Source organism: Vibrio sp. nBUS_14 (assembly GCF_051201655.1).
Lineage (GTDB): Bacteria > Pseudomonadota > Gammaproteobacteria > Enterobacterales > Vibrionaceae > Vibrio.
On record NZ_CP179207.1, the window covers coordinates 1131194 to 1145375 of the forward strand.

The following is a 14182-nucleotide window of genomic DNA, read 5'->3' on the forward strand; positions in this document are numbered from 1 at the left end:
CATATTGTGGAATGTTAAGGCTTGGCGTAAACCGTTTACCTAGGAGTGCTTAATATTCTCGCTTCTAGTTGGTGCAATAACACAAAAAAGGCGAACCATTCGGTTCGCCTTTCTGCATGAAGAATCGTGCTTATCGATTTATCGCCAAATATGAGCCAGCCGCAATCATTATTCCACCAGCACTTTGATTTAATCTTTTATGTGCGCGTGGCGTTTTCAGTAAATTTGCCATTCTGCCCGCGCCCATTGCAATGAGCATTAAACCAGACATCAGAGCAACAGCCGCTAAGACAGAAACCAATAGGATATCTTGCGACTGCAAAACCGTCAGGTCAATGAACGTCGGCAAAAATGAAATATAGAACAGAATCACTTTCGGATTTGATGCTGAAATCAAAAATCCTTGCGCGAAACTGGCGAGTTCTGATTTCTGACTTTGTTTGGCTGCGAGCTCCGCTGAACCTTGCACTTCAGGTAGAGTCTTAAACATCTTGTAGCCCAAGTAAATCAGATAAGCGGCACCAACGTAGCGAATCACCTCAAAAGCAAACGACCAGTTCTCAGCAATCGTCGCGAGGCCAAAACAGGCAAGCGCAAGATAAATAAGATCACTGCATATCATTCCTAACGAAAGAGTAATGCACTTTCGCCAACCGTTAACCATGCCACGAGCTAAAATGGCAAATACGCCAGGCCCCGGAGTAATACCAAATATAAACATGGCAATAAAGAATGTAACTGCGCCTTCTAGTGACATCTACCGTCCCTCAAATATCATTCAACATTATAAATTTCGAACGTATCATGGACCCCCGATTCGCGTAAAGAACGTTTTTGTCTAAGAGCATTTTTAACTAAGAACGATTCACACGACTCATGTTTTGAATAAGTGTCGCACATAACTTCCTCACTAAGCATGCCCGCAAAGCTAAAAGCTAAACCCAACGTGTTTTTCGTTAAGACATAACAAGGCAAACCTAGTGGCTCGCCTTTACAAAATATTGACTACAAATCAACGCAACGAGATTAGTTCGCTATTGGTGACAACAACTCTGGGTTTACAACTATGTTTCTCACACCATGTGCGTGATCTTCATTGAAGTCATTGCCTTCACACCAATTGCCAAGCGTTGCGATGTTTACTTTCGCTACTTGTGGACGAACACTCCATGTTACTTGGAAAGGCGAACCTTGCTCATTGTAACCTGGGCCCGTTGTAGAGCCTGCGTATTGAATCGCTGAGCCAGTATCTTGTGGAATGTTTGGTGCTTGATGCAAACCGTTGACTTTAGAATGCTTAGCCAAGGCTTCGAAGTCTAGAGCCTTGTCATCATTCACTAACACATAAACTTGGGTTTCAACACGCAGTTGCGGATTGGTAATCGCATCGTTGAAACAAGCACCAAGGGTTTCACCCGGTTCAACTTGAGCGGTTGAGTACACGTAATGCACCTCAATGGTGTCGCCCGAATGCAAAAAACCATGATCGCTCGGACAAACCTCACCCTCAAATGGTTTGAGCTCAGCAGAACTCAGCTTGCCTGTGTATTTAAAGCCACTCTGGAAACCTTTACCATCACCGTTACCAACGTATTGAGTAAACTCACCACCTTTGTGCTCTGCGTTCTTATGGAAGTGAATATTACACAAGTTCATGGCGGTTGAATCTGGCGCATCGGAAAACAGACGAGCGTTAGTTCCCACTAAAGAACCCAAATCACGAGGAGCTTGCGGGCCGAAACCTTTGCCTTGTGTGTTTTCAGACAGGTTCGCTCTTTGTTCGGCGATAACACTGTCAGCTACAAACTCGTGGCTCGCATCAGATGCGCTCGCTTGAGCCGCCAACATGGCCATCGCGACGCTTAAAAATACACTCTTATTCTTCATATCTCTTCCCTAGAATATTATAACAAAACCTAAATACCGGATTTCACGGCAAACATACTACTATGCTCACAAGTGAATATAAGGCATTGTCTTTGTAAGATTAGATTTCACTGCTTACTTTGGGAAGAGTATTAAAAACTTTGATGCATATAACAAGTCAAACACGGCGAGTCCATTCCAGAACGAACAAATGCCTACTTTGCTGACTGTCTCTTGACTCAAACCGACAAACTAGCGAACAACAGTTATAACCAGAACTATACCCAGAACTAATAGTAAGTTTCAGATATAAAAAAGACGAATCACTTGGCTCGCCTTGTTTAATGATTCGATGTTCTTAGTTCAAGCTATTCGTTCAACCATTGCCTGTGGCAAATATACCAAAGGTCAGAATGTTCAAGGCATCTGTTACTCCCTCGAGCGATTTGATGACTTTCTTAGTCGGCTCGTTGTTGAGCAATAGGTAACTTCCAAGTCCTTTCTCATTGTCGGTCTCAACTTCATCTTCGGTCACTTTTCTGGCGGTTACTTGAGATGAGTGCACTTCAGACTCTTCGGAAGCTTCTGAAACAGTTTCTGATTCTGCTTTAACGTTGGCACTAGTCTCTTTAACTAAATCAGCACTTGTCTCATCAGTTGAGTCAGCAATAACGTTTAGGTTCGCATCATCTTCGATAGTGTTTGACAGAGCGTCTTCGTTGCTCAGTGTCTTCTCGTCGATTTGCTCATTACTCGTTGTTGAGCAAGCGGTTAAGAAAAACAGACTAATGATTAATGTGACTAGGTTTCGCACCATGACGATAAGACTCGACTTAATAAAACACCGTTCGATTTTAATTTATTTGTCTTGCTACATCCAGTCCCAAGTGGCTTAAGATCGAGATTGATTGAATCTAAAGATAAAGTGGAAATGAAGTTTGACGCTAGAGCCTAGCAGTTAGAAACCTCTATCAGATTACCATCAGGATCTCGAACATAAACAGAGGCAATTTTACCCGTAGCACCGGTTCGCTGTACTGGTCCCTCTTCTATCTCTATTCCGTTCGTTTTGATATGTTCGATTACCTCAATTATTGGTGTATTGGTAATAAAGCAAAGGTCAGCACTCCCCGCTTGCACACGTTCAGCCTTTGGTTCGAACTCATTCCCTTGCTGGTGAAGGTTTATCTTTTGATTACCAAATGACAACGCCAAGCGACCTTCTCCGAACTGGATGGGCTTCATGCCTAACACGCGCTGATAAAAATCCATCGTCACGGTTAAGTCTTTAACGGTTAACACTAAGTGATCCAAATGACTGATTTCCAATTTAATCATCCTTGTTTCGTCTTTACTGAATATTGCATGCTTAATGCTTAATGCTTAATAAGACTAGGCCACATACTCTAATGTTGGACGTGCTAACACAAGATCAGCATACATCTTTAGCTCTCACTTTGAACGAATAAGGGAGCGCAAACTGCACTCCCTTCTCATCGGTTTTAGCTAACTTAAATCACTTTAAGTCGCTCTAGCTAGTAACAAGCACCTTCAAATACCCAGTACCAATAATTGTTGAACGGGTCAGCTCCCCAGTTATCCGCAGACGCTGAGAATCGGTTGCCATAATATTGAATTGCTGTGCCTGCTGGATAATAGTAATTTTGATTCCACTCTTGAAGGTTATCGCAAAAGCCTTGTGGCTCAGGTTCTGGTTTAGGTTTAGGTTTAGGCTCAGGTTCTGGTTTAGGCTCAGGCTGAGGTAATTCAAACTCTGCGCTAACAGCAACGTAAGCATCCGTTGAATTTTGAGCACCGTCCACCAGCACGAAGATATCCTCACCTTGCAGGCCACCAAAACCGCAATACTCATTGTTATCTGAGTTGGTAGAAGAGCAATCGTAGTCGCTTAGTGACGCAGGTCGGCCGATAGCAACATACAAGTCAACGTTACCGTAACCATGGTAAGACTGAATCCAAGCATCACTTCCAGGTACATTCTTTAGAACGAACTCTTGCTGGTCATCACCACCACTCACAATTGGCGTTGGCACGTTTATCTCTAGCTCCACAACTCCAGGTGTTGGAGTTGGTGGATGAGGGTTCGGATTTGGCTGACCAGAACCACAGTTCTGTACATCAATACCTACTTCGTTAAACGCAGATTTCACTGCAGAAGTCTCATAGCCTAGCTTTTCAGCGGCTTTGCACACCCCATTGGCACCTTGTTGAAAATCTGAGTTTGGTGTCCAGTAAAGTTGGTTCGCGGTAGCGTAAGCCTTAAACGCTTTTTTAATACCCCAACTGTTGCTCGTGGCCAGATGGTAGAACGCTTTATTAAAGATCCCCGAACTATGGTGAACATCAATGCCATTGTAATACTGGTTGATGTGACCGATAGACATTCCATCTTGACTCGGGTTAATGAAGTAACGCATCGCATCACTATGCTTCATCACATGCTCGCCCATCTTCCAATTAAAAGTGCCATGCACATATTCACTTAACGCTGCGGCAGCTACATCAGAGAAAGATTCATTCATTCCGCCCGACATACCACGATACTCAAGGTTTGAGTTTTGCTCAGTAAAGCCATGACTGACCTCATGAGCAATCACGTCCCACGTCGCCAATGGATACATGGATTGGTTACCATCACCAAACGTCATTTGGCGACCATCCCAGAATGCATTGCCATAGTTCGAACCGTAGTGAACACGCATAGTAAGCTTTTGCTGAATAGGACGTGTGTTCAACCAATCTTGATACATGTCGAACACACGTTGGCCAAAGTAGTGTGCGTCGTTCATTGGCGCATACGCACCGTTAACTGCGCGATAATTATTGACGTTCTTACCGTAATTTCCGTTGCAGCTAAATTGATGGATTTTCCCTGAACCTTGTTGGTTGTTCATGTTCATGGTAACTACGTTTTGGCTGTCCATCTGGCAATACGAATTGACTTGGAATCCGCCAAACTGCGTGTTCGAGCCAAAGTAATAACGGCCACTTTTCTGGTTTCCGCCCGGTCCTTCTGCCTCAATGAAAGCAATCCCTTCCCATCGGTCCAGTAACTCACCCGATTTAGCATCAACAAGCGTAATCGGCCTTGAGGGTGCCATTCCTAGAGTCTGCAAGAAATCGACCTGATAAATCAGGCGGGCTTGTTGCTGTTCATCAAGCCAAATAAATAGCTCAGTGTTAGGGTCACGAATAGTCGCTGCGGCAACCCCTTTGTGCTGTGACTTCGCAATATCAATAGCTTGCTTTGCACTAATCATCGGCAGTGTCGAACCAATATCTAACTCAATACCCGTTAATACTTGGCCATCAACCGCTTTCGAAATGCCCTTCTGGGAAAGATCAACCACTACCGATTGACCGTAAACCGGGATCCCGTAGTGAAGTTGTGTTTTACGTAGGAGTGTTGTTGTACCTGTGTTCACTCGACTTGCATCTTGGTAGGCAAGTGGTTGGCTTACAGCGGTAAAACCCTGTGTTGTTTGATTAAGTACTGTAGATAAATCGACTTGCGAGTAGTCGACAACATTGGCAGCTTGAGAAGTAAACGCTATCGGACATAGCATTAGTAAATGTGCACCACGCATACATCACCTTTCTAATTATGTTTTATTAATTCACCAACAAGATGAATTAGTATCTTAACGATAGATATTACACATAAAAAAGCTAACTCAGTTGCATATGTGAGATTAATTCAAAACATAATTAATGATGTCTTTCGAACTGAGATATATCGCAAAAATTTATTTAAAATCTTATGGTTAGCTAAATTCTGAAGTGTTATTTCTATAAATAGGAAGTGATACGTCGCACAGTAACAAGCATTGAAACCAATCCAAAGAAGTCATTTGAACAATAGCCTCTTTAGTGGTTTCAACACTGGTCAGATAATCGATAGCGAGATTAGATCACTATCGGGTACTCGTCTGATGAATAAGTGAATGATGGAAGGTGAATAGATGAAGAAACTTACAAGATATTCAGGCCAAATAGTTCTTTAACATCAAACAACACGGTTTCTGTTCTTTCTCTCGATAGCTGCGTGCCTTGGCGCAAGATATCGATGAGTTGCGCTTTGTCGTCCAACAATTCGGCTCTGCGTGCTCTTATCGGGCGAATCATCTCTTGTAGACACTCTTCCAATACCTTCTTAGTTTGGCCATCCCCTAACCCTCCTCTGCGGTAGTGATCTTTTAGTTTATTGACGTAGTGAGCGTCAGTATGGAAAGCATCAAGATAGGTAAATACGATGTTCCCTTCTACTTGGCCCGGATCTTCGATTCGTAGATGATTTGGGTCGGTATACATGGATTTGACTGCGGTACGAATCTCTTTCTCTGTCGCACCAAGGTTAATCGCGCTCCCCATCGATTTAGACATCTTGCTTTTTCCATCGGTGCTAGGAAGACGAGAGGCATTGCTCAGTAGAGGTTTACACTCATTTAAAATTGGCTTACCCGCGAGTGAGTTAACTTTTCTCACTATCTCGTTGGTCTGCTCTAGCATTGGCAATTGGTCGTCACCCACTGGAATCAAAGTCGCGTTAAAGGCTGTGATATCAGCGGCTTGTGAAATGGGATAAGTTAGAAAACCAGCTGGAATTGAGCGACCAAACTCCTTGTTTTGAATCTCACTTTTAACGGTTGGATTGCGTTCCAAACGAGCAATAGAAACAAGGTTGCCGTAGAACATGGTGAGTTCAGCGAGTGCTGGTAATTGTGATTGAAGGCAGATTGTGGTTTTTGTTGGGTCGATACCTACCGCTAGATAATCAGCCACCACGTTGAGAATGTTAGACGAAACCTTGCCAGGGTTATGGGCATTGTCGGTAAGGCCCTGCATGTCGGCAACCAATATCGTTTGGTCGTGAATATGCTGCAACGAAGTACGCTGCTGAAGTGAGCCAACATAGTGACCCAGATGTAAAGGGCCCGTAGCTCGATCGCCAGTCAGAATGATTTCTGGTTTGTTCGCGTTTTGAGGTGTTTTCATGGGATATCTCCAAGTAATAAAAACTACTGGAGATAAAAAGAGACGACATTCTTAACTACCTTCCAGCAGCTAAAGAATATGAGTATTCCGTGCTGCTCTATTGAGAGCACCACCAAAAGAAAATTGAAGTTGAAACAGAATTAAATTTCATGGTTAGAACCTATCAACAATACAGACGAGCGACAACTGTTATTTACGCACATTAACAAAATAGGTTTTAAGATTAACAGGTTATAGGTTTAATCTTTAACGGAAAACAGTTCAATGATTCGGTCACACATAGCTTGGTTGACTGTGAAGTGGGTGTTGAGGAACGATAGTTGGGAAAGTGCCGATTCAGCCGTGCGCTCGTAACCTAGGGTAAAGGTTGGTAGTAATTGAGCAAACTTAGGAAAGCGCACTTCTAGCCTTATATCCGACATAAACTCATCGACAAATTCAGGCTCAGAATGTTCAATTTGATCCACAAGATCGATCAAACGATCAAACAATCAAGCGCGTAAGATTGAACGAACCAGCTCCCAGATAGCCTTTCGCCTCGGTTATAGCGAGACATACCCACGTAAAGGTTGGTGAGCGCCCTCTCCTACGATCCACTCTTGAGAATTAGGTTGGTTGCAGCTTTTGCTGGTGGCACATAACACTGAGTATCAAAGTCGGCTTCCTGCTAAACAATTCGCCCTTTAGAAAACGGAATATGTACTAATTCATGTGGTTCAAATACCGCAAAGTCGCCGAACACGCCGTCAGCATAGAGCACCTTATAGCCGTCGACCGTATTTCTTACCGCGTAGTCGATTGGGTGGATATCAGATAACCAATGCAAACTGTCTAAGAAGTACTGCTTGTGTCCCACCTGCACTATCACGAAAAAATCGACATCTGAATACTGATCCAGTCGTTCCGTTGCAATACCGACTGAACCTAACCCCAATAAAGCATGAGCTTTACCGGACGATTTTAAAGACTCGCCAATAGCATCTAAATGTTGTAAGAGTTTTTGTGGTGTATTTGGCTGTAGCGTTTCTTTTTTATTCAGTTGAAACGTTTTATCGGCTTGCATCGTTATATCCCTATCAAGTTGAATGCCACTCAACCTAACTGATAGTTAGAACACCTATGACGCCCAATTTATAAAATATGTGTTTTAAGTAACGATCTGCGTAACTTATTGCTTAATTTAAACTCATAAATCACCAACCAGTGCCTGTCTTTCTATCCGATTTACACCGATGACTTGGCCAAGTACGCTGCCATTTCATGTTCTGGAACCATGCCACCGCCAGTCGCCCAAACAAGATGTGTTGCATTGGCTAACGTTGAATCATCGATGTCTAACCTTGCCAAATACTCACTGTTGTGTTCAACATGAATAGCACCCGGCATACCCGCCAGCGCAGAAGGCTCTAACTGAATACCTTCGGCTTGATTCAATTCACTTAGCAACTGATACATGCGTTCATCGGTTAACGTGTAATAGCCATCTAATATGCGTTCCATCGCGCGACCAACAAAACCGGAAGCGCGACCAACGGCTAGGCCATCTGCGGCAGTTAAATTATCAATACCCAGATCTTGCACTGCAACTTCATCATGCAAACCAGTGTGAACACCCAACAACATACAAGGCGAATGGGTCGGCTCAGCAAAAATACAGTGTACATGATCGCCAAAGGCCATCTTTAAACCAAATGCCACACCACCAGGGCCGCCGCCTACACCACAAGGCAAGTACACGAACAATGGGTGTTCTTGGTCGACTATAATCTGCTGTTGCTCAAATTGTTGTTTAAGTCTCTCTCCCGCCACAGAATAACCGAGGAACAAGGTTTGAGAGTTCTCATCATCAATGAAGAAACAACGCGGGTCTTGCTCAGCTTCTTTACGACCTTGTTCTACAGCTACACCATAATCTTGCTCATACTCAACCACATTGACACCATGCTCACGCAGTTTGTTCTTCTTCCACGCTCTCGCATCAGCAGACATGTGAACCGACACTGTAAAGCCTAACTTGGCGCTCATGATGCCGATGGACATACCTAGGTTACCTGTAGAACCTACGGCAATACTGTATTGTTTGAAGAAGTCACGAAACTCGGGCTCTAGCAGTTTGCTGTAATCATCGCTCTCACTCAGTAATCCAGCTTCAAACGCTAATTTCTCGGCGTGGGTTAACACTTCATAAATGCCGCCACGTGCTTTAATTGAACCAGAAATCGGCAAATGGCTATCTTTTTTCATCATCAAGCGTCCTTTTATCGACGACTGATAATGAAGCTCCAGTGCTGATTTCATCGCTGGGATATCAATAAGCTCAGACTCAATAATGCCATTAGTGACTTGGGTTTCAGAAAATGCCTTCGCCAGATAAGGCGCAAACCTTTGTAATCGCTGGCTTGCATCGTGAATGTCTTTTTCGCCCAAACCCACATAAGGTAAACCCTGCTCTAGCATTGTGATATTTGGGTTAAACCAACTCACCTCTTCCAGCGCTACAAGTTGTTTCAGCAGCGGAAAGTTGCTGGTGAGCTTATCTATATTTAATTCACTTTTTGAGCTCAATTCAGTCATGGATTACCTTCTCTGGTATAAAGCAATATTCGCTGATATACAGCAATTTGCGCTCGTTCAATCACTCGGTGTTGTGCCTATTAAAGCGGTATTTGTGTAATCATTCAATGACCTGTAGGCTAGCGCTCCTTCAAATAAGCACGCAGTGGCATAATAATTAAGACTTTGCGACTCTATCACTCGAAACTGTCTTGATGTATTCACTCGGCGACAAACCAAACTTGCCCTTGAAACGTTGGCTAAAACGCCCCTCTGATTGATAACCACAAGACTGAGCCAGCATTGCAACGTTCTGTTGGCCATTCTGCATCAGAAAAAGTGCGTGACTTAAGCGCACTTCCGCCAGCACCTCGCGGTATTGCATGCCTTCAAGTTTTAACTTACGGATAAGCGTGGCGCGGCTCATAGCAAAACGTTCGGCTACCGATTCCAACGAATGCTTATCGTCCGGTGAATGCGAAAGGTAGTGACTAAGCTTTTGGCTAAACGAAACGTTTGAGCTTATAAATAGTCGATGCAGCACGCCCTTCTCCGCTAATTGCTGATACAAACCCTGTAACCAAAACTGTTGGGTTTGCTCACTTATGCTCTGACGATCAAACGTAAACAACGCATTGAGCGAATCTTGCAAACAACGGTCAGCTTCAACGGTGGGTAAGACCAGTTCATTTGCTCGCTCTTCACTTAAATCGAGCATGGCTTGCGTAGGTTGGAAATGAAAACTGAATACGCGCGAAAGGAAACGTCCTTTGTGAGGCATGTTCTCGAAACTCAATGATGCCGATGCTTCACACAACAGCAGCTCAGAGTGAGAAAGCTCTGCTGCTGACTCTTTCCAAAACAGGCGCTTACTGCCTGTGATTATTTGAATAATACTAGGGGATAGAATCCTCACATTGCGCAGCTTCTGTAACTGCTCGGCACGAAAGACTGTCACTTGATATTGATGATTCATCTCATCCCCCTATCTGTTTTTTGTATTTCTTGTACTTATTGTTCGTCTGATACTGATTGCTTGATTAGCAAACTAACGAGTGTAAGTCGTTGTCAGCTTCGCTTTGTCTAGCGCCATGCTATTCAAGGTGAAACCCACAACAGCAGATGGTGTATTTTCGTCTAAGTTAAGCTTATCGGTTGGTAATGCCCAAACGGTGAACTGATAGCGGTGCATGCCATCATTTTCTGGAGGACAGGCGCCACCAAAACCGACTGTTCCGTAATCGATGCGCCCTTCTTTACCGCCTAGCTTTGTAATATCAGCCGCACGAGGAAGTTCATTTACACTTGCTGGGATATCAAACGCCACCCAATGCCAAAAGCCGCTTTCAGTTGGTGCATCTGGGTCGTAAGCCGTAATTGCAAAGCTCTTGGTGCCTTTTGGCGCGTCTTTCCACATCAACTGAGGTGACAAGTTATCGCCATCACAGCCCCAGCTTGAATATTCAAACTTCTTCGCCATTGGGTGACCTTCTTGAATATCATTACTGGTTAATTCGAATGCCTGAGCCGAGCCCGCTGTTAAGATGCTAATTGCCAATACTGATTTAATGAGTGCTTTCATGATTGTTCCTCTGATTAAGTTTGAACTCAGTATAGTGAGTTGCTCAGGCTTAAAAGTGACAATAAGTACACAATTGTCTAATTAAACTCAAATAAATGATACTTACTGAAATTCATCGTCCTTATGCAAGTACATAGTTCTAGCTGTCTGTATTATTTATCTTGCATGCTAATCACAGTTTTAAACAAAAGTGCACTTGTTGACATTCAGGTTACAAAACTTGACCAAAACACTTTAGACTCACCCAACCAACTTTTAACGAGAATGACTGGATGCGCAGGCTGACATTAGCTCTTTGTTTGACCCTTTGGCTCCCTACGCTAGCCAATGCCCAAAGTTTGCAAGACAAGTGGCAAACCCTGTATCAACTCAGTTGGCAATCATCTCCTATCTCAGTTTCTCAGCAAGAGTTAACCCAATACCCGAAAGCGCTTCTTCAAGAAAGCAGTCGTTACCCGGACTTCAACAAGTTCAGTTGGGACGACATCTCAGAGTTAGCCTCGGTAAAAGACAACTGCCAAGCGATTGAAAGCACCAACCCTTCTTTGAACGATGCCATCGAATTCGAACTCGCTTTGTGTCAGGAACAACCGTTGGATTCAATCTGGTTTGCGGGACACTCAAAACGACACCCTGCTGGTGGCAGTTTTGCTGATCGTTATGTTGCTCATTACCCAGAGAACAGTGACCAAGTCCATTCGTTTTTGAGTATCAGTAATCCTCTGCACCCGTTGTTTACCAAGCTCGAAAGCTTAACCGCAGACGGAAAAGAGGCATTGCTCAATGGATACCGAGCTTGGCAACAAGGTGATGTACTTTGGTTAAGTGGCGAGCAAGGCTGGAAAGCGATTCCATCAGAAGTTTGGCAGCCTATTGCCGAGCAACAACAAGTGACCTTGTCGGGTGAAAACTGTTCTTTTCGTTACAGTAACCTATGTCTGAGCGAGTCGAGCAACGACAGGCTTGTCATGAAACTTGTGACTCTCACATTACTTTTAACGCTCTTTTCCGTGCTAAGTAGAGCCTTATATCTGCGAAGAAAAGAACGTAAAGAGAAACAGTTTGTGTTGCAGCTTCTCACACATGAACTGCGCACACCGATCACTAGCCTTGGCTTAACCGTCGAAATGTTCAGAAATCGCTACGATGAATTTCCCGATGATACCCAAGGCGCAGTTTGGCGCTTAATCTCAGACTATCAAAGGCTCTCTCAGCTTACTCAAAACAGTAAAGTGTATCTAAGTGCCGATCAGTCCGAGCCTTTATTGAAGCAGAACGCATCATTAGAAGAGTGGCTCGACCATGTTTGCGAAAAGCACAATATTGCTTATCAATGTGAAGCAAGAGATGTTGAACTTAACCTGCCTTATTACTGGCTAACCATTTGCCTTGATAATTTGATCAAGAATGCCAAGCAGCACGGGCAAGGTAAGGTTTTAGTCAAGGTCACCCTTGCCGATAAGCTGAGTATAGAGGTACAAGATGAGGGTCACTTCCCCTCTTTGATACAACGACTTATTTCAAGAACAACACCGTGCGCCAATCACAAACAAGATAACATGGGCATTGGCCTAACTATTGTCGAGCACTTGATGAAACAAGCGAATGGCCGTCTCATCATTCACCGTAATCCAACCCGATGTATTTTGGAAATCGCTTATGAACACCCTACTGCTGATTGAAGACGACCAACTGCTAGGACAAGGGCTTGTCAGTTTCTTTGAGTCCAATGGTTATCAATGCCTTTGGGTGCAAGACGCTCAGAGTGTCAGTAAGTTGTGGTTACGCGCCGATCTCGTGGTACTTGATCGACAACTTGAAGACGGCGACAGCTTACGAAATTTGCCAAATTGGTTACTGCTCAAAGCCCTGCCTGTGATTGTGTTAACCGCAAAAGTGGAAGTTCAACAACGCGTAGAAGGGCTAATGGCTGGCGCTAAAGATTACGTAACTAAGCCTTTCTCGAACGAGGAATTGCTGGCTCGAGTGATCACACAACTTCGCCCGTTAGGTGTTAGCCACTTGCATTACGCCAATATTCAAATCAACTTGTCCGAGAGAATCGCTTATTTGGATGACAACCCTATCGCGCTCAAGCCGAAAGAGTTTCAGCTATTGGTTTTGTTTGTTCAAAACCAAGGGCGCGTGTTCCACCGAGATGAGTTATTAAATAAAATCTGGGGATATCAAGCATTCCCAAGTACACGAACCGTTGATAACCACATACTGCGTTTACGTCAAAAGCTACCAACGCTGAATCTAGAAACGCATCGTGGAGTTGGTTATCGTTTGGCTGGGGAATCACAATGAAAGTAAGTTCATTAACAGCACTGCTCTGCACATTGCCCTTTGCGTGTCATGCAGCTTGGTTCACCAATACGCCATTGCAACACACCTATCAATCACTGCTCGATGATCAACCGCAAGTGGCATGGCAAGAACTGCAAATCGCGCTTGATCAGGCGGAGCTAGATAGTCAACTTTGGTTACCCGTAAAACAAGAAATCCTGAGTCGAACTCAATGCGGAAACACTCTTGAACAAAGTGCTACGCCCAACAACCACATCCAAGTCAGCTTTATCAAACGCCACGGTCTATCGTCACAAGGCTATCAGATCAAAGTGTCTGCGGAGCAACTCAGCGAAGCGTCAGAAGATCAAACGCAACGTATCTCTCTGGTTTCGCCTAATGGAAAAGTGGTTATCGAAGGACAGCTCAATGTCGATGTCCAATATCAAAAGATCGAAACCAGCGAGATGTTCCTCAAGCCTGAATCGGGTGTTTATCAGTTAATAATAGGATCAAACAACTACCCTATTGTTGTCGCTTTGGACGATAACAAGCGGTGGCTAGCACTCGAAAGTAAACTCAACGACCCGCATATTGTGGTAACACCGCCCGAGATAATCGACAACTGCCCAGACACCAATGTCAGTTGGCAGTGGTTTGATGAAAACTACGATATGTTAGGTTTCAAGGTGCCAATCAAAACAACGCAAGTATCTGTTCCTACAGAAAGCCCGGCCGGAACGAAAGCTAAACACTTAAGTGCATCGGTTGAAATGTTTGAATACCAAGGCGCAATTGAAGTCCAATACGTGCAACGTGTCTCGGTGCCTTTTTAAGTTAATCTTGCATAAGAAAGCATTAAACACCCAATGAAAA

General features: G+C 43.9%; 12 protein-coding genes and 1 pseudogene. 3 read left to right on the forward strand and 10 right to left on the reverse strand.

All coding sequences use genetic code 11. The features are described 5' to 3' along the window. Positions 1-130 precede the first annotated feature (130 nt). From ACMAZD_RS22800 to ACMAZD_RS22845, 10 genes and pseudogenes are all read right to left on the reverse strand, one after another. Positions 131-757, reverse strand: a complete 627-nt coding sequence (locus tag ACMAZD_RS22800; protein WP_435249596.1) for a LysE family translocator — start codon at positions 755-757, stop codon at positions 131-133. A gap of 269 nt (positions 758-1026) precedes the next feature. After that, the gene (locus ACMAZD_RS22805) at positions 1027-1887 is read right to left on the reverse strand and encodes a delta-class carbonic anhydrase (RefSeq protein WP_435249597.1); all 861 of its coding nucleotides are present in this window, start codon (positions 1885-1887) and stop codon (positions 1027-1029) included. A 355-nt stretch (positions 1888-2242) separates the two neighbouring features. Beyond that, positions 2243-2683, reverse strand: a complete 441-nt coding sequence (locus ACMAZD_RS22810) for a hypothetical protein (RefSeq protein WP_435249598.1) — start codon at positions 2681-2683, stop codon at positions 2243-2245. 134 nt (positions 2684-2817) lie between these two features. Further along, on the reverse strand, positions 2818-3195 hold the full coding sequence (locus ACMAZD_RS22815) for a VOC family protein (RefSeq protein WP_435249599.1): 378 nt from the start codon (positions 3193-3195) through the stop codon (positions 2818-2820). Between the two features lie 206 nt (positions 3196-3401). Then, positions 3402-5474: a M4 family metallopeptidase gene (locus ACMAZD_RS22820; protein ID WP_435249600.1), complete on the reverse strand. Its 2073-nt coding sequence runs from the start codon at positions 5472-5474 to the stop codon at positions 3402-3404. 385 nt (positions 5475-5859) lie between these two features. Then, a complete protein-coding gene (trpS, locus tag ACMAZD_RS22825; RefSeq protein WP_435249601.1) occupies positions 5860-6882 on the reverse strand; it encodes a tryptophan--tRNA ligase in 1023 nt (340 codons plus the stop codon). Positions 6883-7121: 239 nt separating this feature from the next. Next, positions 7122-7945 (reverse strand): annotated as a pseudogene (locus tag ACMAZD_RS22830) (hypothetical protein). A 161-nt stretch (positions 7946-8106) separates the two neighbouring features. After that, on the reverse strand, positions 8107-9456 hold the full coding sequence (locus tag ACMAZD_RS22835) for a D-serine ammonia-lyase (RefSeq protein ID WP_435249602.1): 1350 nt from the start codon (positions 9454-9456) through the stop codon (positions 8107-8109). Positions 9457-9613: 157 nt separating this feature from the next. Further along, positions 9614-10411: a helix-turn-helix transcriptional regulator gene (locus ACMAZD_RS22840; RefSeq protein ID WP_435249603.1), complete on the reverse strand. Its 798-nt coding sequence runs from the start codon at positions 10409-10411 to the stop codon at positions 9614-9616. A gap of 72 nt (positions 10412-10483) precedes the next feature. Next, on the reverse strand, positions 10484-11017 hold the full coding sequence (locus ACMAZD_RS22845; protein WP_435249604.1) for a YbhB/YbcL family Raf kinase inhibitor-like protein: 534 nt from the start codon (positions 11015-11017) through the stop codon (positions 10484-10486). A 272-nt stretch (positions 11018-11289) separates the two neighbouring features. On the opposite strand from ACMAZD_RS22845, the gene ACMAZD_RS22850 reads away from it, so the two are divergent. From ACMAZD_RS22850 to ACMAZD_RS22860, 3 genes are read left to right on the forward strand one after another with little or no spacing between them, the layout of a single operon-like run. Further along, the gene (locus ACMAZD_RS22850) at positions 11290-12699 is read left to right on the forward strand and encodes a DUF3404 domain-containing protein (protein ID WP_435249605.1); all 1410 of its coding nucleotides are present in this window, start codon (positions 11290-11292) and stop codon (positions 12697-12699) included. Further along, on the forward strand, positions 12677-13327 hold the full coding sequence (locus ACMAZD_RS22855) for a response regulator transcription factor (RefSeq protein ID WP_435249606.1): 651 nt from the start codon (positions 12677-12679) through the stop codon (positions 13325-13327). The genes ACMAZD_RS22850 and ACMAZD_RS22855 overlap by 23 nt, the downstream gene beginning before the upstream one ends. After that, positions 13324-14142 carry a DUF2861 family protein gene (locus ACMAZD_RS22860; protein ID WP_435249607.1) on the forward strand — a complete coding sequence of 273 codons (819 nt, stop codon included), beginning with the start codon at positions 13324-13326 and terminating at the stop codon, positions 14140-14142. Before ACMAZD_RS22855 ends, ACMAZD_RS22860 begins: the two co-directional genes overlap by 4 nt. Positions 14143-14182 lie beyond the last annotated feature (40 nt).